The sequence below is a fragment of the Kitasatospora sp. NPDC017646 genome (assembly GCF_044329365.1).
Taxonomy (GTDB): Bacteria; Actinomycetota; Actinomycetes; order Streptomycetales; family Streptomycetaceae; genus Kitasatospora.
Window position 1 is genome coordinate 13157 of record NZ_JBIRJC010000056.1, and the last position, 20557, is coordinate 33713.

Annotated in this window: 21 protein-coding genes; 6 read left to right on the forward strand and 15 right to left on the reverse strand. The window is 72.4% G+C overall.

The genetic code is table 11. The features are described 5' to 3' along the window. Window positions 1–77: 77 nt before the first annotated feature. The gene (locus tag ACH4J0_RS38830; RefSeq protein ID WP_396245909.1) at window positions 78–878 is read right to left on the reverse strand and encodes an alpha/beta fold hydrolase; all 801 of its coding nucleotides are present in this window, start codon (window positions 876–878) and stop codon (window positions 78–80) included. Between the two features lie 141 nt (window positions 879–1019). Here ACH4J0_RS38830 and ACH4J0_RS38835 point away from each other — a divergent pair, with 141 nt between their 5' ends. Next, the gene (locus tag ACH4J0_RS38835; RefSeq protein WP_396245910.1) at window positions 1020–1904 is read left to right on the forward strand and encodes a helix-turn-helix domain-containing protein; all 885 of its coding nucleotides are present in this window, start codon (window positions 1020–1022) and stop codon (window positions 1902–1904) included. A 182-nt stretch (window positions 1905–2086) separates the two neighbouring features. Here ACH4J0_RS38835 and ACH4J0_RS38840 read toward each other — a convergent pair whose 3' ends face one another. The 6 genes from ACH4J0_RS38840 to ACH4J0_RS38865 form a co-directional block, all read right to left on the reverse strand. Beyond that, window positions 2087–4318, reverse strand: a complete 2232-nt coding sequence (locus ACH4J0_RS38840) for a hypothetical protein (protein ID WP_396245911.1) — start codon at window positions 4316–4318, stop codon at window positions 2087–2089. 94 nt (window positions 4319–4412) lie between these two features. After that, complete coding sequence (locus tag ACH4J0_RS38845; protein ID WP_396245912.1) at window positions 4413–4991, reverse strand: hypothetical protein; 579 nt, start codon at window positions 4989–4991, stop codon at window positions 4413–4415. 172 nt (window positions 4992–5163) lie between these two features. Then, a complete protein-coding gene (locus ACH4J0_RS38850; RefSeq protein ID WP_396245913.1) occupies window positions 5164–6060 on the reverse strand; it encodes a M48 family metalloprotease in 897 nt (298 codons plus the stop codon). Window positions 6061–6084: 24 nt separating this feature from the next. Continuing rightward, window positions 6085–6447 carry a BlaI/MecI/CopY family transcriptional regulator gene (locus ACH4J0_RS38855; protein WP_396245914.1) on the reverse strand — a complete coding sequence of 121 codons (363 nt, stop codon included), beginning with the start codon at window positions 6445–6447 and terminating at the stop codon, window positions 6085–6087. A gap of 52 nt (window positions 6448–6499) precedes the next feature. Beyond that, window positions 6500–6835: a hypothetical protein gene (locus tag ACH4J0_RS38860; protein ID WP_396245915.1), complete on the reverse strand. Its 336-nt coding sequence runs from the start codon at window positions 6833–6835 to the stop codon at window positions 6500–6502. Window positions 6836–7023: 188 nt separating this feature from the next. After that, the gene (locus ACH4J0_RS38865) at window positions 7024–8475 is read right to left on the reverse strand and encodes an amidase (protein ID WP_396245916.1); all 1452 of its coding nucleotides are present in this window, start codon (window positions 8473–8475) and stop codon (window positions 7024–7026) included. 124 nt (window positions 8476–8599) lie between these two features. Between ACH4J0_RS38865 and ACH4J0_RS38870 the strand changes: the two genes are divergently transcribed. Next, window positions 8600–9202, forward strand: a complete 603-nt coding sequence (locus tag ACH4J0_RS38870; RefSeq protein ID WP_396245928.1) for a TetR/AcrR family transcriptional regulator — start codon at window positions 8600–8602, stop codon at window positions 9200–9202. Window positions 9203–9271: 69 nt separating this feature from the next. On the opposite strand, the gene ACH4J0_RS38875 is transcribed toward ACH4J0_RS38870, so the two are convergent. From ACH4J0_RS38875 to ACH4J0_RS38900, 6 genes are all read right to left on the reverse strand, one after another. After that, the gene (locus tag ACH4J0_RS38875) at window positions 9272–10618 is read right to left on the reverse strand and encodes a carotenoid oxygenase family protein (protein WP_396245917.1); all 1347 of its coding nucleotides are present in this window, start codon (window positions 10616–10618) and stop codon (window positions 9272–9274) included. Window positions 10619–10694: 76 nt separating this feature from the next. Beyond that, on the reverse strand, window positions 10695–11135 hold the full coding sequence (locus ACH4J0_RS38880) for an SRPBCC family protein (protein ID WP_396245918.1): 441 nt from the start codon (window positions 11133–11135) through the stop codon (window positions 10695–10697). Between the two features lie 52 nt (window positions 11136–11187). Beyond that, the gene (locus tag ACH4J0_RS38885) at window positions 11188–12630 is read right to left on the reverse strand and encodes an MFS transporter (protein WP_396245919.1); all 1443 of its coding nucleotides are present in this window, start codon (window positions 12628–12630) and stop codon (window positions 11188–11190) included. Window positions 12631–12702: 72 nt separating this feature from the next. Continuing rightward, entirely contained in the window at window positions 12703–13158 is a 456-nt protein-coding gene (locus tag ACH4J0_RS38890; protein WP_396245920.1) for an SRPBCC family protein, read from the reverse strand. Window positions 13159–14239: 1081 nt separating this feature from the next. After that, the gene (locus ACH4J0_RS38895; protein WP_396245921.1) at window positions 14240–14965 is read right to left on the reverse strand and encodes a dienelactone hydrolase family protein; all 726 of its coding nucleotides are present in this window, start codon (window positions 14963–14965) and stop codon (window positions 14240–14242) included. A gap of 586 nt (window positions 14966–15551) precedes the next feature. Beyond that, window positions 15552–16664 (reverse strand): FAD-dependent oxidoreductase, encoded by a 1113-nt coding sequence (locus ACH4J0_RS38900; protein ID WP_396245922.1) that lies wholly within the window; start codon window positions 16662–16664, stop codon window positions 15552–15554. 192 nt (window positions 16665–16856) lie between these two features. Between ACH4J0_RS38900 and ACH4J0_RS38905 the strand changes: the two genes are divergently transcribed. The 4 genes from ACH4J0_RS38905 to ACH4J0_RS38920 all read left to right on the forward strand — a co-directional run bounded on the left by ACH4J0_RS38905 (window position 16857) and on the right by ACH4J0_RS38920 (window position 19677). After that, on the forward strand, window positions 16857–17810 hold the full coding sequence (locus tag ACH4J0_RS38905; RefSeq protein ID WP_396245923.1) for a GlxA family transcriptional regulator: 954 nt from the start codon (window positions 16857–16859) through the stop codon (window positions 17808–17810). Between the two features lie 207 nt (window positions 17811–18017). Continuing rightward, window positions 18018–18698 (forward strand): DJ-1/PfpI family protein, encoded by a 681-nt coding sequence (locus ACH4J0_RS38910; RefSeq protein ID WP_396245924.1) that lies wholly within the window; start codon window positions 18018–18020, stop codon window positions 18696–18698. Between the two features lie 44 nt (window positions 18699–18742). Next, entirely contained in the window at window positions 18743–19069 is a 327-nt protein-coding gene (locus ACH4J0_RS38915; RefSeq protein WP_396245925.1) for a hypothetical protein, read from the forward strand. Beyond that, window positions 19066–19677 (forward strand): DUF3159 domain-containing protein, encoded by a 612-nt coding sequence (locus tag ACH4J0_RS38920; protein WP_396245926.1) that lies wholly within the window; start codon window positions 19066–19068, stop codon window positions 19675–19677. Before ACH4J0_RS38915 ends, ACH4J0_RS38920 begins: the two co-directional genes overlap by 4 nt. A 143-nt stretch (window positions 19678–19820) precedes the next feature. On the opposite strand, the gene ACH4J0_RS38925 is transcribed toward ACH4J0_RS38920, so the two are convergent. Together ACH4J0_RS38925 and ACH4J0_RS38930 are read right to left on the reverse strand one after the other, a co-directional pair. Further along, entirely contained in the window at window positions 19821–19985 is a 165-nt protein-coding gene (locus tag ACH4J0_RS38925) for a hypothetical protein (RefSeq protein WP_396245929.1), read from the reverse strand. 215 nt (window positions 19986–20200) lie between these two features. After that, window positions 20201–20557 (reverse strand): IPT/TIG domain-containing protein (locus tag ACH4J0_RS38930; protein WP_396245927.1); only part of this gene is annotated, 357 nt, incomplete at its 5' end.

The following is a 20557-nucleotide window of genomic DNA, read 5'->3' on the forward strand; positions in this document are numbered from 1 at the left end:
GCCGTACGAGCGCCTCTAACCTGGCGGGACCTCGACTTCCACTTCGACCAGGGCTTCGCGCTCCCGGAGAAGTGCCATCAGTACCGAACGGGTGTGAGGAAGTCTCCGAGGGCGGCTGCGACAGCGCCGGGGGCTTCCGCGGGGAGCAGGTGGCCGACACCGGGGATGGTTGTCAGCGTTGCGTGCGGGATGTGCGGCAGGAGACACTCGCGCAGGACGCTCGGCGGTTCCACCGCATCGTTCTCCCCGGCCAGCACGGTCACCGGCACCTCGATGTCGCGTGCGGCGGGGGTGATGTCCTGTGCGATCCCGCGCAGCGGCCACTCCTGCCGGGCCTCGGCGCCGGCGGCGAGGCTGTCACGGATCGCAGTGGTCCGCACCGCCTCGGCCAGCGGTGCGGCGGTCAGGACATGGTCGAGGACATACTGCACCGTCTCGGGTGCGTCGTAGGCGTGGGACAGGCCCTGCCGGTACTCCTCGGTCACCGTAGCGGGCGGCTGCGGCGGCGCGGGCGCGACGAGCACCAGGCGCGTCAGGTGGGCCGGTCGGCGTGCCGCGAGGAGCTGGCTGACTTTGCCGCCCATGGAGTGACCGACGAGGACGAACGGTCCCGGCACGCAGGCGTCCACCACCGTGGCGAGGTCGTCGGCGAGTTGGTCGAGGTGGTAGGGCCCGGGCAGCGACCGCGAGGTGCCCCAGCCGCGCTGATCGAAACGGAGTGTCGCCTGCTCGGGCGGCAGGTGGCCGACCACGCCGTTCCAGGTGTCGGCAGAGCCGCCCCAGTAGTGGACGAACACCAGCGTCGGTCCGGTGCGGCCCCCGCCCCGCACGTCCAGGGCCCCGCCGGCCACAGGAACCCGCATTGTCGTTTCCGTCATCGTTACACCTCTCACTTCGGTCGCACCGAACGACCGCTGTCGTTCCGCGCAGCCTCGAACGGGTAGCCTCTGCCTGCCAGGCTCGAAATCGACCCTACGAGAGGCGATGTCCGCGCTTCGGTGGAAAAGAGCACAGTCATTGTGGAAAACGGACACGGCGGTGTGCGGCAGGTGCGCTACCTGCCGGCGATCGGGTCGGCGTACGGCGTGGAGGCCCTCGACTTCGCCGCGCTGCGGTCCATGGACACCCACCACCGCCGCGTACTCCCGCAGCGGCCCGACTTCCATGTCTTCGCCCTGGTCGTCTCGGGCGCCGGCGCCCACGAAGCGGACTTCCACAACTACCGACTGACGGAAGGCAGCGCCGTGTGGATCCGGCCCGGCATGGTGCACCGCTGGAGCGACATCGATGCCTGTGACGGTCCGATGGTCCTCTTCCGTCCCGGCTTCCTGTCCGGCTTCACCGCGGCAGAGACCACCGCCCCGGCGTGCTGGCATGTGGACCCGCAGCGCCTGGACCTCGCCCTGCTCGCAGCCGAGCACCTCGGCCGCGAACACGACGCGACAGCACGCACACCACGCCTGGCGTCTGCCGCACTGCTTTCCCACCTGCTGGCAGCACTCATGCTGCGCGCGCTGCCCGACACCCCGGCACCAACCCGCGGGAATCGTTCCAGCAGCAGATCCGCGGAGGTGTTCCGCGCCTACCGAAGCGCCGTCGAAGAGCACTTCACCCACTGGCACCACGTGGCCGACTACGCGCAGGCACTCGGCTACGATGTGCGCACCCTTACCCGGGCAACGCGCGCGGCCACCGGCACAGGCGCCAAGACCTTCCTCGACCAGCGGATCCTGCTCGAAGCCAAGAGGCTGCTCGCCCAGACCAACCTCCCCGTCACCAGCTGTGCCCGGCGCCTCGGCTTCCGGGACGTCGGAAACTTCACCACCTTCTTCCGCCGCCAGGCCGCTACACCTCCCGCCGCCTGGCGTGCAGGGTACGGAGCAGCCGACACCCGCGGGTCCTGACACTCCCGTCCGCCGATGGTTGAGGTTCTCCCGAGGTGGGGTGTGTCCAGTGAACGGCTCTGTCCCGTAATCGGTGGTAGCGCTGTGTGGTGATCCCTCGAGAAGGAGGCGGTGGCGGAGCGAGGGGAAACCGCCTTCCCGCGCGGGAAGGCGGGAAGGCGGGAAGGCGGGGGTGGGAACGGTCAGCGGCGGACGGCCGCGGGCAGAGTCCGTTCCCGGTTGGGCGCGGTGTAGAGCACCGGCCCGGTGCTGGCGGGTGTGGTGCCGGCGCGGAGGGTGAGGCCGCCGGCGATCGAGTACATGGCCTCGTCGAAGGCCTGGCCGTTGGTGGGGGTCTTGCCGACGGCGAAGATCGCCACGGCCTTGCCGTTGACCACGGAGGTGGAGACGTAGTCGCCCACCATGCTGCCCTGGGTGGTCGAGGCGATCTGGGACAGCGACATCGGGCCGGCGACGGTCTGCGCGGTGCTCCAGGTGGCGCCGCCGTTGGCGGAGGAGGTGAAACCGACCTCCAACTGGCAGGTGGACGCCGTGCAGTTGGCGTTCGGGTAGAAGTAGTAGTACAGGCCGAGCTTGGCGGTGGAGCCGGAGGTGGCGTGGTCGACGCCGAAGCCCGGGATGAAGTGGTCGACGCCGCTGCTCGTCGCGTCGATCGGTACCCGGGTGACCGCCGACCAGGTGCTGCCGTCGGTCGTGGTCGAGTACACGATGTCGTTGGCGGGGCAGCCGGAGCGGAAGCGGCAGTCCTGCCAGGCGACGTAGACCTTGCCGCCGGCGTCGATCTCGGCGGAGGGCAGGCCCTCGCCGTCGCGCAGGTCGCCGGCGACGGCGTGCGAGGAGACGTTGGCGACGAGGACGGTGGAGCCCCAGGAGGCGCCGCCGTTGGTGGAGGTGAAGGAGCGGATGGAACTGCCGTTGGTGGAGAACGGTACGACGACGGTGCCGTTCGGCTGGACCAGCGGCTGGCCGCCGAGGCCGGAGTTGGTACCGGAGGGGCTTGCCGGGGCGGACCACGTCGCGCCGCCGTCATGCGAGGTCGACATGATCACCGTGTTGCCGGAGGAGGTGATGTCGGCCTCGACGTAGCAGTTGCCGTAGTAGGGGCTGGTGGTCGTGTTGTCGCAGACGATCCACTCCTTGTCGTAGCCCTGGCCGTCGTTGCCGACCGCCATCACCGGGTTCTGCCAGGCGATTCCGTCGGCGGAGCGGCTGACGCTGACACCGGCGCCGTTGACGTTGGCGTCGATGACCAGGCCGGTGATCATCCAGGTGCCGTGCCGGGCGTCGTAGGCGACCGACGGGTCGGAGACCCTGGCCCAGCTGCCGCCGCCCTGGTAGGTGGTGATGCCGGGCAGCATGCCGTGCTGCCAGGTGGCGCCGCCGTCGGTGGAGGTGTTCCAGCTGATGTCGGAGGAGCCGCCGTCGGTGAAGCGGCCGACCTGGGCGGAGGAGACGATGGTGCTGCCGTAGGCGAAGGTGTCGGGCTCCAGTTCGGTGGCGTGCTGGCTGGTGGAGTTGGTGAACGGGTCCGCGCTCACCTGCACCAGGCCCGAGCCGGCCGTCCCGTTGACCGTGAGAGTGAAGGTGGCGGTGTGGGTGGCGGAGCTGCCGGTGCCGGTCACGGTGATCGGGTACGTCCCGGACGGGGTGCTCGCGGCGGTGGAGACGGTCAGCGTGGACGAGCCTCCGGCGGTGACCGAGGACGGGCTGAACGCGGCCGCGGCGCCGGCGGGCAGACCGCTCGCCGACAGCGCCACCTGTTGGGCCGCACCGGCGGTGACGGTGGTGGAGACGGTGGAGGTCGCGGCCGCTCCGGCGTTCACGGTGGCCGAGGTGGGGCTGTTCGCGAGGGAGAAGTCGTTCGCGGCCACTCCGGTGACCTGCACGTCGTCGTAGAGGGTGTACGTGGCGTCGCCGGGCCAGTTGTCGTCCTGGTTGCTCAGCGTCAGGGTGTACGTGTGGCCGGCCGTGAGGGAGCTGGTGATCTGCTTCCAGCCGGCGCCGGTGGTGCAGGTCTTGGGCAGGACGGTGCTGGTGGTTCCGGCGGTGGTGTCCTGGAGTGTGGCGGTGGCCCAGTCGTAGGTGACGGTGTCCGGGCAGGTCACGTCGTACCAGAACGACAGGGCGGGGCTGCCGGTCGGCGCGGTGAAGGACTGGCTGATCGAGGAGGTGCCGTTGGTGGGCGAGGAACTGCCGAGCATCGCGGCGTAACTGCCGCCGTGCGGGCCGCTGGTGGTGACGGAGGCGGTGCCGGTGGCGGTCCAGCCGGTGAGGCTGCCGGTCTCGAAGTCTCCGTTGCTGATCGGGCCGGCGGCGGCCGCCGGGACCGCGTTCCAGGTGGCGAGGGCGAGGGCCGCCGAGGCCAGGGCGGCGAGCGGGCGCCACCAGGCGGGCGCTGTGCGTGGGTGTCGCATCCGGGCTCCTTGCGCGGGTGGAAGGTGCGGATGACGCAGGGAGGGCCGCAGTCCGGGGGTACGGCGGCCCGCCCTGGTCGAGGCGTGCGGGATGTCAGGCGAGGGTGACGTCGTCGAACTTGGTGTAGGTGGCATCGCCCGTCCAGTTGTCGTCGTGACTGGTCAGGATGAGCGTGTAGGAGTGCCCGGCCGTGACGGTGGCGGTCTTCTGCACCCAGCCGTAGACGGTGTGGGCGGTGTTGACCGTCTCGACGATCTGGGTCGAGCCGACGGCTGCGTTCGGGTCCGGCGGCACGCCGGTCACCGAGTAGTTCGCCGAACCGATCCCGTCGAAGCTCGCGCTGGTCGAGGGGACGGACGGTCCTCCGGGCGTGCGCTGGACGACCGGGTCGGGGATGTGCGAGGCCGGCGGGTGCGGCAGCCGCTCCTCGTGGTCCTTGCCCCTGTGCTTGGGGCCGGGCGCGGGGGTGGTCGCGGCGGCGAGGTCGGGCAGCGGGGCGGTGGTGTCGTGGTGGACGGCGGCGCCGGAGTCGGCGGACAGCTGGGCCGGCGACGCGGACGGGGCCGCGTGGGCGGGGGAGCTTCCGAGCCAGAGACCGGGCAGGGCGGTGAGGAGGGCCGCGAGCGCGGCGATCCGTCCTCTTCGCGCGGATGGCAGGGGGGAGCGTGGCACTGAACATCCTTTCGGCAGCCGGGGATCGCCCGACAGGTGAGGGGGGTGAAGGACGTTCACGCAGAAGTGCACGCGTGTTCGCAACTCGGAAGTGTGACGATGGACATGACATCGCACAAGATGTGCGACAAAATCTCATGAGGAGGCAACACGGCCGTCACCGTGTTCACGGTCAAAGGGCGTTGAGCAGGCGCGTGCATGCGACGCCCACGTCCACCAGTGCGATCGAGGCTCCCAGCAGCAGCCCTGCGGTCGGCCAGGCCCGGTGCCAGCGGCTGCGCGGACGCTCAGCCTGGAGTGCGGTGATCCGGGCGGCGATCCGGTGCCGCGGGTAGGAGAGCGCGCGGGGCGCCCCAGGCGTACGGGCCGCGGTGGCAAGTGCGGCCCGGGCCAGCGCGCGGGTGGCGAGGGCACGTGACGAGGCCGCCTCGGCGGCGGCCTCGTCCGCCCACCGCTCGACGCCGAAGGTGATCGCGGCCCGAAGCCCGCCCAGGAGTGGATTGACGGCCACCGCGATGTCCGCCACCGCCGCATAGCGATGATGACGGTGCACCAGGTGCGCGCGCTCATGGGCGATCAGGACGGCACGCTCGCCGGCGTCCAGTGCCCGCAGCATTCCGGACGTCGCCACGATGCGCGGCGGCCGGCCGGGCACAGCGTAGGCGTCGGCGTGATCGTCCGCCAGGACGACCAGGTCACCTGCTGCCGGATGGTGGCGCACTGCCGCCACCGCTGCGCGCTGCCGCGCCAGGCCGTGTGTGACGAGCAGCGCGCGCACGGTGACGAGGGCCAGCAGGGTCCCCGCGGTCGCCCCGACTGTCCACGGCACCGGATCCGCCGCGGCCAGGGCGCGGGGTTCACCGTGCAGATGCGCCCGCACCGGTGGGAAGTTGGCCAAACCGGCAAGGGACAAGGCGGCCAGACCCCATGCTGTGGAGGCGGCCGCCGTCGCCGCGAGGCAGGTGAGGGCCCGGACGCCGGCCGGCGGCGCGAGGTGCCGGGATGCGCCGGGTGCCACGGCGGTCACTGCCACGGGGACGAGCAGCAGCGCGTAGACGGTGAAGTACACGGGCGGCCCCCGGTGTCGCAGTACCTACTCGTGGATGTCGAGCAGGTCTCGCAGTGCCCGTTCGTCCTCCGGGTCGAGCCCGGCGACGAAGTGTTGCAGGACCGCCAGGCGGTCGGCGCCACGGGCGAGCGCCCGGTTCATCTGCGAGGCGGCCTCGTCGGCCGGATCCCGCCGTGGTGCGTAGACGTTCGCCCGGCCGGAGCGGTCCCGGTCGAGCAGGCCCTTGGCGTGCAGACGGCTCAGAACGGTGAGCACCGTCTTGGCCACCAGCCCCGGATCACCGAGTGCCTCGTGCACCTCGGAGGTCGTCATCGGGCGGGCCCCGGCCCACAGCACGGCCATGACTTCGGCCTCCAGCGCACCGTGCTCGCGCCGCCGCTCGCCCACGTCCCCTCCGTCCCCCACCACGGAGTGCGCACCGCTCGGTGGTGGCGAGACTCTACCCGCCCGGGGCGCCGACGATCCCCGGCGGGCGGCGGTTTCCCGGACGGCCCGGTCGGTGTGCACGGGGCGGCCGGTCGGCGCGCGCCGCGGGCACCTTCCCGGCTTCGCCCGTGAACCCGATCTGGGGCGGTGGGTCGATCTGGTCGCGGCAACCGACGAGGGTGCGCGGGGAGTCCAGGGCGACGGCGCCGACTCGCCGAGGTTTCGCTGCGCGCCCCGCTGCGCCCAGGATCGGCAGGCCGCTCTCCTCCGGGCGGGTGTAGTCGAGGGCGTAGCGGCCGGACCGCTGCGTGCCGGCCAGCAGGTCGGTGCTGGTGCCGAGCCCGGGCATGCCGACGGACCGGATCCGCAGGCCGTGCTGGTGGGACCAGACCCAGGGCGGCTGTTGCTGTTCGGGTGCTTCGGCGTGCCGTCGCCGCCACCGTTTTCAAACCCCCTGCTCACGCCGCTCGGCCTCGCCGACACTTCGGTCACCTTCGACGCGCTGCACTCGCAGACCGAGCACGGGGCGGGCTGAGCTCAGGTGGTCTGCCGCGCGCCCGCCCAGACAGCGGGGGTCCGCAGCGCCCAGGGGGCGGCCTGCTCCAACTGCCCGGCGAGCCGGAAGAGCAGGTCCTCGCGCCCGTACCCCGCGGCGAACTGGATGCCGATGGGGAGTCCGCTCGCGGGGTCGCTCTCCAGCGGGACGGACATCGCCGGGGTGCCGGCCACGTTGAACGCGGCGGTGAACGGTGAGCGGTGGAAGACCTGCCGGATCCAGCCGAGGCCGTCTGCGCCCTCGGCCCCCGCGGCGTACGTGCCCAGCGGGACCGGCAGTTCGGGCAGGGTCGGCGTCAGCAGCAGGTCGTGGCCGGTGAAGTACCGGCCGATCGCGCGCGCGACGTTGTTGCGCATCGCCAGTGCGTGGACGAACTCGGCCCCGCCGACCCGCTGTCCGTAGGCGTAGCTTGCCAGCGTCTCGGGTTCCAGGGTGGTGGAGTCTACGGGCCGTCCGAAGGCTGCGGCGAAGCCGTCGATCCAGGTCGCCAGGTTGGTGCTCCAGAGGCGGGCGTTGGCCAGGACGAACTCCTCCCAGTCGACGCCGAGTTCGACGCTGACCTCGGTCACGCGGTGTCCCAGTGACTCGGCGAGTCGGGCGGCGCGCAGCGTGGCGTCGAGGACGGCGCCGTCGACGGCCCGGCCGCCCCAGGGCTGCGTGACGAGCCCGATCCGCAGACTGCCGGGCGAGCGGGTGACCTCCTGCGCGTAGGGCCGCTCCGGCTGCGGGGCCGTGTAGGGGTCGCCGGCCTCGGGGCCGTGGACGAGGTCCAGCAGCGCGGCGCTGTCGCGCACCGAGCGGCTGAGGACGCCGTGGACGGCGAGCCCGTTGAAGACCTCGTCCGCGTCGGGGCCCATGGATGTCCGGCCGCGGGTCGGCTTCAGTCCGAACAGGCCGTTGGCGGCGGCGGGGACGCGGATGGAGCCCGCCGCGTCCGTGGCGTGCGCGAGCGGGACGATGCCCGCGGCGACGGCGGCGCCGGAGCCCCCGCTGGAGCCGCCGGGGCTGCGGGCCGGGTCCCAGGGGTTGCGGGTGGCGCCGTACAGGACGCCTTCGGTGGTGGTGCTGTACGCGAACTCCGGGGTTGCCGTGCGTCCGAGCGTCACCAGTCCGGCGCGGCGGAAGCGGGCCATGAGCGAGGAGTCGGCCCCGGCGACGTTCCCCGCGGCGAGCCGGCTGCCCAGCTCGGTGCGCTTGCCGGCCATCGCGACGGCGAGGTCCTTGATCAGGAAGGGCACCCCGGCCAGCGGCGTGCTGCCGGGAGTCGGTGCGTCCTCGGCGGGCCAGGTCTCCACGACGGCGTTGAGCTGCGGATTCACCGCGTCGGACGCCAGCTGGGCGGTCGCGGCGAGTTCCGCGGTGGTCACCTCGCCGCGGGCCACCAGCTCGGCCAGGCCGATGCCGTCGTAGGTCGCGTACTCGGAGAGCTTCATCTTCGTCCGTTCCGTTCCGCTCGGGAGGCTCGACATCCGATTCGCTATACCGATCGGTATCTGATGAGACCGATCGGTATCGCAAAGGACTGGTCGGTACCGTAGCATTGCCGCCGTGGACGCCGTGGACAGAGTCAGCAGGCAGAGCCGGGTGGCCAAACTGCCGCCCCGGGAGCGGATCCTCGACGCGGCGGAGGAACTCTTCTCACGCGAGGGGATCAAGGCGGTCGGCGTCCAGGCGATCGCCGACCGGGCCTCGACCACCAAGATGGCGCTGTACCGGCACTTCGCGACCAAGGACGCGCTGGTCGAGGAGTGGCTGCGGATCGTCGCCGCGGACTACACCGCCGTGTTCGACCGGCTGGCGCAGCAGCACCCCGACGAGCCTCGGGAGCAGATCCTGGGCATGGCCCGGTTCATCGCCGACGGGCTTCCGGGGCTCTCCCACCGGGGCTGCCCGTTCATCAACTCCCTCGCGGAGCTGCCCGACCGCACTCACCCGGCGCGCCGGCTGATCGAGGCCCACAAGGCCGGCCAGCTGCGCCGTCTTACCGACCTGTGCGCCCGGGCCGGGCTACCCGACCCGGACGAGGCTGCCGCGGAGCTCACCTTCCTCCTCGAAGGAGCCCAGGTGAGCGCCCAGAACGGCAGCGTCGGGCACGCGGGCGAGCGGCTGATGCGCATCGTCCGCTCCGTCCTGCTGCGGGACGGAGCGGACGCGGCGTAGCAGGTGGCTGCGGGTCAGGCCAGGACGGCGTTGGGCGTCGCCGGGGCGGTGGCCGTTCCGCAGTGTTCGTCACAGGGTGCCGTCGGGGATCCAGGAGCCGTGGATGCCGGCGGTCACCCGCCGCGGGAGGTGGACGGTGGCGATCCGGTCGAGGCCGGCGGCGTCCAGGACGAGCAGCTGGGAGGCGTCCTGCTTGAGGTCGGAGACCACGGTCAGCAGGTAGCCGTCGTCCTCCCGGGTGCCGCCGGCCGCGGGGACGAACACCGCCTCGCTGGGCAGCCGGGCGTCGCCGGCCTGGTGGATGCGCCGCTCCCCGGTGCGGCGGTCGTACTTGACGACGCCGTACCCGCCGAAGCCGTCCTGGTCGGGGAAGGAGATCGCGTACTGGTAGCGGTTCTCCAGGCCGAGGTAGTCCTCGTTGAGGGTGGGGAACTCGATGGGGAGGTCGTCGATCACGCGCTCCTCCACGCGGCCGGCGGCCAGGTCGACGACCCACCGACGGTTGTAGGAGCGGGCGTTGGGCTCGCTGCTGCGGCCGGGAGCGCCGACCCACCAGTTCCAGGACAGCTGGAAGCCCTCGCGGTCGACGGTCGGGCCCTCCAGCACGATGCGGCCGTCGGCGTCCTCGTAGGCGTTGGCGACGTGCAGCATGTTCCCCGGCTCGATCGGGAACCAGCGGACGGCGGCGGCGCCCTGCGGCCCGCGCGGCATGACACCGATCCGGGCGGGCTGCGCGTCCTGCCAGGAGTAGGGGATGCCGGAGTGCTCGGTGGGGTCGAAGGTGACGGTTCCCTCGACGAAGACCACGTGGTTGCGGGTGAGCGCGAAGTCGTGCTTCAGGGAGGCGGTGGCGCTGGGGACCTCCGCGCTGTGGGTGATGTGCCCGTCGGCGTCGGCGACGTGGTACACCAGGAACGGCGGGAAGGGCGAGGAGCCGAAGAAGTGCAGCTCGCCGGTGACCGGGTCGCTCTTGGGGTGCGCGGTCATCGCGCTGCGCAGCTTGCCGTCGAAGTCGAACGGGCCGACCGTCTCCAGGTCCCTGGTGAGCTCGAAGGGGAAGTTGGCCTCGCACAGGGCGAGCAGTCGGCCGCCGTGCTCGATGACGTGGGTGCCGGCGGTGGAGGCGGTCAGGTCCGGGCCGTTCTCGGTCATGTACGGCGCGCCGTCCAGCGCGGGGGTGCGTACCCAGCGGTTGCGGTACCACTCGGCGCGGCCCTCGCGCAGCCGGACGCCGTGCACCATGCCGCTGCCTTTGAACCAGTGGGTGGGGGTGACGCCGGGCTTCGGGTTGTGGCTGTTGCGGACCAGGCGACCGGTCAGCTCGGGCGGCAGGGTGCCCTCGACGGTCAGCTCGGTGGCGGTCAGCTCGTCGGCGACGGGGGTGTAGTGGCCGGTCAGAAAGGGCTTGTCGGTCATGGTCGGTTCCTCAGGGTCTCGGTGCGGTGGTGCAGGGGAGCGGGCCGGACGGCGGCCGGATCGATGCGACGGATCGTCAGGCGCGCCGCTCGGCGCGGTTCTTCAGGCAGGTGAGCCAGTTCTCCAGGGAGGCGCGCAGGGCGGCGCCGAGCTGGTCGGCGTCGGCCTCCACGGGGGCGCCGCTCCAGGACTCCTCGGTGCTCACGAGCACCCGGTCGCCGGTGCGCTCGAAGGTCCACACGTGGACGCCGTCGATGCCGTGCGCGGGGCCGCCCCAGACGATCCGGGCGCCGGGCACCAGCTCGTGGATGGTGGAGGTGATGTCCAGCCCGTGGGTGCGCCAGGTGAACGAGGTGCCCTCGGCGAGCGGGCCGTCCAGGCGAGCCTGGTCGATGTCGGTGTTCCACACCGGCCAGTCGCCGATGCCGGTGTGAAGGGTCCACACCCGGTCCAGCGGGGCGTCGATCTCGGTGGACAGGCGGACGATGACGGGCGCGGCCTCGTCGATGGTGGTCATGGCGGTGTTCCTTTCGGTCGGTGTGCTGGGGGAGTGGTGGTGGATCGGGTGGTCAGTGCCGGCCGGGGACGACGGTCCGGGGCGCGGGGCCCGGGGTGGCGGCGGGGTCGGTGGCGGTGCGCCGGGTCAGGCGGGCCGCGAGCAGGGCGGCGGCGGCCAGGACGGCGGCGGAGGCGGCGAAGGCGGTGCGGTAGCCGGAGGTCAGCGCCTCCGGGTGGGACTGGTGGCCAGTGGCGTGCGCGGTGACGGTTCCTGCGACGGTCGCGAGGACGGCGAGCCCGACGGCGCCGCCCACCTGGCGGGTGGTGTTGACCAGCCCGCCCGCCAGGCCCGCGTCCGCCCCGGCGACGCCCTCGACGGACAGGGCGGTCAGCTGCACGAACGCGATGCTCAGACCGACTCCGACGAGAACACTGGGTCCGAGGACGTCGGTCAGGAAGCCGCCGTCGGCGCTGATCCGGGAGAGCCACAGCATCCCGGCCGCCTCGGTCAGCAGGGCCCCGACCACCGCGCCCCGGTTGCCGACCCGTCGGGCGAGGGCGGGGGCGAGTGCGGCACCGGCCATGTTGGCTGCCGCCAGGGGGAGTTGGCCGACCCCGGTGGTCAGCGGGTCTTCGCCGAGGACCTGCTGCTGGTAGAGCGGAAGGAAATAGAACAGGGCGATCCACGTCGAGCCGAACAGGGCCATCAGCAGGTTCCCGGCCGCCACCTTCCCGCCGGCGAACAGGCGTGGGGGAACCAGCGGGGCCGGGACGCCGCGCTCGATCCGGAGGAAGACCAGCGCGAGTGCGGCGGCGGCGACGAACGCGGCCAGGACCCGGGTGTCGGTCCAGCCGGCCCGGCGGGCCGTGGTCAGGCCCCACACCAGGGCGGTCAGGGACAGGGCACTGGCGGCGGTGCCGGCGAGGTCGAAGCCGGCCCTGTCCGCGGGAGCGGCGGACGGGACGACCATGACCGTCGCCGCCAGGACCGCGACCGTACCGATCGCCACGGCGTGAAAGATCCAGGGCCAGCCCCACGCCTGGGTCAGGAGCCCCCCGAGGACCACTCCCGCCGCACCCCCCGCACCGGAGACCGCGCCCCAGACCGCGAGTGCCCTGTTCCGGCCGGGACCTGGCGGATGGAGGCCCATGGCCAGGGCGAGGGCGGCGGGGGCGATAGCCGCCGCACCGGCGCCCTGCGCGGCGCGGGCGGCGATGAGTACACCGGGCGAGGCGGCCAGTGCGGCGGTGGCGGAGGCGGCCCCGAACGTCCCCAGACCGACGAGCAGCACCCGGCGTCGGCCCAGCAGGTCGGCGGCGCGCCCGCCGGCCAGCAGCAGCGCGCCGAAGGCCAGGCCGTAGGCGTTGACCACCCAGGTGGTGGCGGCGTCGGAAAGGCCGACGCCGCCACGGATCTGCGGCAGCGCCACGTTGACGATGGAGGTACCGAGCATGACGGTGAACTGGCCGGCGGCCAGTACCGCGAGGACGGCGCCGGGAGGCGGTTTGCGCATGGGGAGTCCTGACGGGCCGGTGGGGGACGGGGAAGGCGGCGGCGTTCAGCGCGGGGGCGCGTGCGGCGCCGTTCAGCGCGGGGCGCGTTCGGCGGCTGACTTCAGGTGGAGGAGCCACTGGAGCAGGGACTGGTCGAGCGCCTGCCCGATGCCTGCGGGATCGGCTCGCACGGACGCGCCGTCCCAGGACTCCTCCGTGGCGACGAGGGTCGCTCCTGCCCGAGGCGTGAGCGTCCACTGATGGATGGCGGTGATGCCCTGGGACGGACCGCCCCACAGGACCAGGCGGGGCGCCTCGACCGCGTACACCGTGGAGGTGATGTCCAGTCCGGCGGTCCGCCAGTGGAACACAGCGCCCGGCGTCAACGGGGTCAGCGCCCGGGCCTCGGCGATGTCCGGCTGCCAGGCCGGCCAGCCGGGCACGGAGGTCAGCAGGTCCCAGACAGCGGTGGCCGAGGCACTGATCGGCAGTTCACGACGGGCGACGACCGGAGCGGCCCGGTCGATGCCCGGGGGCGTGTTCTTCATGGGCTCGAGTCTCGTCCGACCGGCCCCGCCCCCTCATCGGCGAAAGTCACCTAGGCGACTGCCTAATCCCCGCGAAGACGGCTACCGAGACCTGCGGCGGCAGCGGCCCCGCACGATCGGTCGACCTCCCGAACACCACACGCACGCGGTCGGTTGGACGAGCCCGCTACGTCGCCTGGCCGAGGACGGCAGCGAGCTGGCGGCGGGAGGTGATGCGCCGCGGGCGGGCCCGGCTGTGCGCCGCTACTTCCTGACGGGAGGTGGGCGATGCCGCAGGGGCCGCGCAGCTACGTCGAGGCGATCCCGGGCACGCTGCTTCCCCACGGCATCCTCGGCGCCTCCTGCACGACCGTCCGGGACGTCCCGGACGAGGGGATCCACGAGCTGAACGGCGTCGAGTGGACGGCGCTTGGCTGCTGCCGGGTGCGGGTGTGGACCGACCCGCGCGAGTCCGATCGGCCCGGGCCGCCGCAGCCGAAGGAGTTCTGCCGGCCGGAGGTTGAGCACGCGGCGCCGATCCACGTGTACGCCGACGCGGAGTGTTCCGCCCCGGGCTGGGGGTACGCGGAAGCCCGCACCCACACCGAGGCGAGGCTGACGCTCGGTGAGCAGGACGCCGTTGAAGCGGGGTTCCGGCGTTCCGAGCTGACCGCCGACGCGGTGGATCTGACTCCGGCGGCGGGGCCGCTGAGCGTCGCCCAGGGCGTGGCCGTCGTGGAAGGCTGCCTCCCGGAGTCCTACGGCGGCGTCGGCACGCTGCACGTGCCGGCTGGCGCCGCGGCCCGTTGCACCGTCCGGACCCGCCGGTTCACGCACCATGTGCCGGGGGGCCAGCTCTTCCTCAAACCATGGACGGTTCTGAGTGGTCGTCCGATCTTCTCGGAGAAGGGCGCACCATGGCGCGCGCGATCGTCGACGCGTTCCTCTCTGACTCCAGGTGGAGCGACGACGGTCCGCCGGTGTACGGGCCCGGGCGGCAGGCCGATCCCGCCAGCCGCTGACCGTGTCGAGGGTGAGACACCGGAGCCGGTGGCGGTCGACGGGCCTGGTCCGCAGCCGGGAATCGCGGTTGTCGACCAGGTCACTCCGTTACGGTCAGGCACTCGTCAAGCAGGTCGACGACGTCGTGCCAGGCTCGCTGTGCGTGCCGTGGGTGGTAGCCGACGCCGGGGACCACGGGGTGGTCGACCGGCGGGTGGTGGAAGGCGTGCAGGGCCCCGCCGTAGACCACGAGGCGCCAGTCGACGCCGGCGGCCTGCATCTCGGTGGTGAACGCGTCCCGTTGCGCGGGCGGCATGATCGGGTCTTCCGACCCGACCCCGGCCCACACCGGGCAGCGGATGCGCGCCGCCTCGCCCGGTCGGCCCGTGGTCAGCGCGTTGACCGTCGCGATCGCGCGGAGGTTGACGCCGTCGCGCCCGAGTTCCAGCCCGACGGCGCCCCCGGTGCCGTAGCCGACGGCGGCGATCCGGTCGGGGTCGGTCCGCGGCTCGGCGCGCAGCACGTCGAGCGCCGCATGACCGATGCCCCTCATCCGGTCGGGGTCGGCGAGCAGCGGCATGCAACGGGCCAGCATCTCCTCGGGGGCACCCAAATAGCGCCCGCCGTGAAGGTCGAAGGCCAGCGCTACGTATCCCAGCTCGGCGAGAGCATCGGCCCGGCGGCGCTCGACGTCGCTGAGCCCCATGCCCTCTGGCCCGAGCAGTACCGCGGGCCGGCGATCGACTCCGGCCGGGAGTGCGAGGTGCCCGATCATCGTCAGACCGTCGGCCGGGTACTCGACCGTGCGCGTTGTCATCGTCGTCATGCGACTGGACTGTAGTGATCGTCGAGTCCGGTCGGGCCGCTGTTCTGCCGCTGGCAGAACAGCGCAGGTGTTCCTCCGAAATCCGGCGATGGCTCACCAGCCGTCCCAAGCCCCGTTTCTGCGGCAGCGGTTTCGGATCACCTGCCGAGCAATGCTCAGGACTTGTGGATCGGTTCCGGAAGGGCACGCGGAGGGCGTACCTTCGCGAATGATCCTGTGATGGTCACCGAGCAGGCCCGCGTTCGCAGCGCGGGTCGGGAGGCACGCCCAGTGCTCAGCGTAGTCACTGCCGACGGTTCCACCGAGTCCGGCTCCCTGGTCGACGAGATCGTGCGCGAGGGAGCCCGGCGCATGCTCGCCGCCGCCCTGGAGACAGAAGTCGACCAGTACACAGCCGAGTTGGCGGCCGAGACGGACGGAGCCGGCCGCCGGCTGGTGGTCCGCAACGGCCAACACCGACCGCGCACGGCCCTGGGTCCGCTGCTGCCCGTTGACCCTGCCACCCTGCCACTCCGCCGGGCAGCGGGAGGACTGCTGCAGCGGTGGAGTGGCCTTCGTGGTGGCCGCTCTGCTCGTCGCTGCCCGATCAGGCGTCCTGCGGCGGAAGGATCTCCTCCAGTGCTTTCGCGCAGTCCTGGGCGGCTTGGGCCGAGCGGGGAAGCATGGCGTTCTCGTAGGCCAGGACGGCGTCCTCGATGCTCTTCTCGGTGATGAGGGCGTGGGCGAGGTCGCTGCCGTCGAGCATGGCGAGGTTCGCGCCGAGGCCCACGGGCGGCATCAGGTGCGCGGCGTCGCCCAGCAGAGTGAGGCCGGGCGCGTGCTCCCAGGTGTGCGTGACGGGCAGGACGAACACGGGCCGGGCGATGAATCCGCCCTCGCTGTGACGTACGAAGTCGAGCAGGCTCCCGTCCCAGCCGTCGAGCAGGTTCACCAGGTGCGCGCGCACGGCTTCGACGTCGTCGAGTGACACGCCCGCCGCTGCCTGCCAGTCCTGCGGTGCACGGAAGGCGATGTAGACGCGGATGTGGCCTTCGCCGTTGCGCTGGGCCAGCAGGGCCTTGGCGCCGGTGGTCGCCAGCATGGTGCCGTTGCCGACCAGGGCGGCCAGCGCGGGGTGGCGGGTGTCGCAGTCGGTGAAGCCGGTCTCGATGAAGGTGACGCCGCTGTAGGCGGGTGTGGCGTCGGACACGGACGGGCGCACGCGCGACCAGGCACCGTCGGCGCCGATCACCAGGTCGGCTTCCTCCGTGCTCCCGTCCTCGAACAGCAGCCGCCAGGTGCCGTCTCCGATCGCACTGGCGGCGGTCACGGCGCGGCCCCACCGGACGGTGCCCTCGGGGAGGGAGTCCAGGAGGAGGGACCGCAGTTGGCCCCGGTCGATCTCCGGGCTGTCGTCGTCGTGGCTGGGCGGCCCGGGGACGGGCAGGACGGCTGCGGTGGCGGGGTCGAGTATGCGCCACTCCTGGCTCTCCGGGCGGGCCAGAGCACGGAATCCGTCGATCAGACCCGCCGCCCGCAATGCCACCTGTCCCGTACCGGAATGGATGTCGAGGCTGCCGCCCTGGGGGCGGGCGTCGGCGGAGTCCTCGCGTTCGAAGACGGTGACCGACCGGCCGTTACGGTGCAGGACGCGGGCACAGGCGAGGCCGCCGAGGCCGGCGCCGACGACGGCGATGCGGGCGTTGGTGGTGGAGCGCATGGGACGTCTCTCAGTGGGTTGAGGGGCTGCCGGCAATTCCGGCGCTCCCCACGAAAACACGGGCCGACCGAGCGAGGCCAACGATTAATCAGACTTCCCGCGACGCCGGACCCGCTGATCTTTTGACCTACGCCGTCGTGAACCGTAGGACAGGCAGAGCCGTCTTGCCCCGTTGGAAGTTGAGGAGTCGTCGTGCACACCGTTGCGGTCCTGGCACTCGACCAGGTCATCCCGTTCGACCTCGCCACCCCACTGGAGGTGTTCACCCGGGTCCGGATGCCGGACGGGCGCCGCCCCTACCGGGTGCGTGTGTGCGGACCCGGGGCGCAGGTCCCGGCTGCGGGATTCGTGATCACCGCCCCCTGGGGGCTGGAGGAGCTGGCCGACGCCGACACCGTAATCGTGCCAGGTCGTGCGGAGGCTGCGCCCCCGCCGGGTGAGGAGGTGCTGGAGGCGCTGCGCGCGGCGGCGGCCCGGGGCACCAGGATCGCCTCGATCTGCGCCGGCGCCTTCGACCTCGCCCTGACCGGACTGCTCGACGGGCTGGCGGCGACCACCCACTGGGTCGCCGCCGCCGAGCTGGCGCGGCGCTTCCCCGCGGTAGAGGTGTGCCCCGACGTCCTCTACGTCGACAACGGGCAGTTGCTCACCTCCGCAGGCGCCTCGGCAGGGCTTGACTTGTGCCTGCACATGATCCGCCGCGACTTCGGCTCCGCGGTGGCCGCCGACGCGGCCCGGATGGCCGTCGCCCCACTGGAGCGCGAAGGGGGCCAGGCGCAGTTCGTCGTCCATTCCCAGCCACCGGTTCCGCGGGGTTCCACCCTCGAACCGGTGCTCGCCTGGTTGGAGGAGCACCTCGATGAGGAGCTGACGCTCGACCTCATGGCCCGTCGCAGCGGTATGAGCGGGCGCACCTTCAGCCGACGGTTCCGTGAGCAGACCGGCGCCACACCGCTGCAGTGGCTGCTACGGGCCCGGATCCGGCGGGCGCAGTTCCTCCTGGAGAACACCGACCACACCATCGAGCGCATAGCCGACCAGACCGGATTCGGTTCCCCGACCGCCTTCCGCGAGCGCTTCAAACGAGTTGCCGGCACCACCCCGCACAGCTACCGCGCGGCCTTCCGCAGCCGCGAGCGCAGCTGAGGGGCCTGCGCCGGCCGCAGGGGCGTCGCAGCTGCGTCGACGCGGTGCCCTCACGCGTCCGGCGAGCAGTCCCGGGCGGCGGCGCGCGCTCCTGGCGAGATCCCGTTGGAATCTGTCACTCGGGCCCGTCCCCGCTGTGCGCACGCGCTCCTAGCATCGAGGCGAAGCCGGTCATCCCCGGCTTCCCACCCGATGAAAGGCGCTCACATGCACGCCCAGATCGTGCTGTTCGACGGGTTCGACCCGCTCGACGCCGTCGCACCGTTCGAAGTCCTCCACGCCGGCGCAACCGCCTCCGGGGGTGCGGTCAGCGTGGAACTGGTCAGCGCCCAGGGCCCGAGAGAGGTGGTCAGCGGCACCGGCGGCCTGTCGCTGCGCACCACCGGCCTCCTCGACCCCCGCCGTCCCGGCGTCGTCCTCGTGCCCGGTGCTTCCGGACGCCTCGGGGATCCCGACGACGTTGCTGGCCCCGATGACGACGGCGAGCAGCAGGACACCGTTGCGGTCCGGCTGGCGCGTGCGTCGGACTCCGAACTGCGGGCGCTGCTCAAGGCCGCCATGGAGGAGCCGCGGATCACCGTGGCGACGGTCTGCGGCGGCGCGCTGGTCCTGGCCATGGCCGGCCTGCTCCAGGACCGCCACGCGACCACCCACCACCTGGGCCTGGACCTCCTCGACGCGACCGGCGCCCACGCCGTACGCGCACGCGTCGTCGACGACGGCGACCTGGTCACCGCCGCCGGGGTCACCTCCGGACTCGACCTAGGCCTGTACCTGCTGGAACGCGAAGTGGGCCCGCAGATCGCCCACGCCGTCGAGGAGTTGTTCGCCCACGAGCGCCGCGGCACCCCCTGGCGCCCCGGCGGTCCCGCGCCCGCCGCCTTCTGAACGCTCCACACCCCCGCACGTCACGAGTAAGGAAACGCTACTTCATGTCCACCGACATCCAGGGTGTTTGGGACCTGACCATCGCCACGCCCATCGGGCGGGTCCGACCCGTCGTCGAACTGCGCGCCCATGAAGGGGAGTTGATCGGCACCGCGCGAGGCACGGGTGAGACCTTGCCCCTGCGGGACATCGTCCTCGACGGTCACCGGCTCACCTGGAAGCAGTCCATCACCCGGCCCGTGCGACTCGACCTGACCTTCACCGTCATCGTCGACGGTGACACGCTCACCGGTACTTCCAAGGCCGGTCGCCTCCCGTCCTCGAAAGTGACCGGCCTACGCCGCCGCGACGACGAAGCCGGGCCGGCGTGAGAGCCGCACCACGCGCCAGGACGGCGGCCACCGCCGTGGCGGTGACAGGGACCCCCACCCTGGTGTTCCTGGCGGCCAACGGGGGCGGCGGCCCGCGCTCCGCTTCCGTCGCAGCGACGGTCACCGCCGTGCTCGTCCTCGGGTGGCGGCTGCGCGCCCGCCAGCACGTCCCGCACGCGGTCGTCGGCGCCCTGCTGGCCACGGCGTGCGCGGGCGTGGCCGCCTGGACGGGTCAGGCACGAGGGTTCTTCCTGCTCCCGATGGCGCTCCCGGCTGTGGCGACGGCGGCATGCCTGCTGTCCCTCGCGGCCGACCGCCCCCTGGCCGGGCTGGTCGCCAACAGAGTGGTGGGCGGCCCGCCGGGGTGGCGCTCGAACCGCGTGCTGCACCGCTTCTACGCGGTGTCAACCGTCGTGATCGCGCTGGTGAGCCTCGCGAGCCTGGCCGCGCAGGTGGCACTGTACCGCTGGAGCGATGTCGCCTGGCTGGGGCTTCTGCACGTCCTCATGGGACCGCTGTGGGCCGCCATCACTGCACTGTCCCTCCTGCTGGCCCGCAGGACGGTCACCCGTCAGCGGGACGCCGCCGCTGACGGCCGCACTCGCTGAACCGGTGACCGGCTGGAGCGCACCCGCACCGCCGCACTCGCACTGCGCGGCGCCGAGCAGTACCGGCCCGCGCGGCCCGTCGTACGGCGCAGCCGGTTCTGACGGGACCGGCCCCGCCCAAAGGTGTCCTTCGGGAGCGCGCGTCACTTGCAGCCGGCGTCCACGACGTAGCGGATCGCGTCCACGATCTCCAGGCGCGGGTGCTTCCCCGACCGCCCGCCGGCCTTCGTCGCCGCCCGGCCGCACCACCGGGAACAGCCCGGCGTGGCCCCGTGTTCGGCGGGGTGGTGCGTCGCTGAACCGGGCATGGACGAACGTCCCACCTGGACTTCCCTTCCTGGATCGACAAGATCCAAGTGTCAGGGTGTCCACGTCACCAGGCAAGGCTCACGTCTGACGTTCGGCTCTCACCCCGAGTGCCGGGCTGTCACCCGGCCAGTGCCCACCCTGAAAAGGATCAGCGTGCCACGGCGGAGCCGGCCTTCGGAGTGTCGTCCGAAGGCCGGCAGCGCCGCCGGGTTGATCAGGCGGTGTAGGTCATGGTTCCGGCGGACGCCGTGCCACCCGGGGTGGTCACGGTGACGTTGACGGTGGTGCTCGGGGTCCCGGCCGGGATGATGCCGGTGATGACGGTACCGGTGTTGGTGGTCACCGTCGCCGGGGTGGCCCCGAAGGTCACGGTCGCACCCGTGAGGTCGGTGCCCGTGATGGTGAACACGCCACCGCCGGCCGGGATGCTGACCACCGGAGTTATGGGCGTGGTGACGACCGGCGGCGCGGACGAGAGGTAGGTGAAGCCGCCTGGAACACTCGCCGATCCACCGGGGGTGGTCACCACCACGGGGACGTTGCCCGCGGCGTGCGCCGGGGTCAGGCCCGC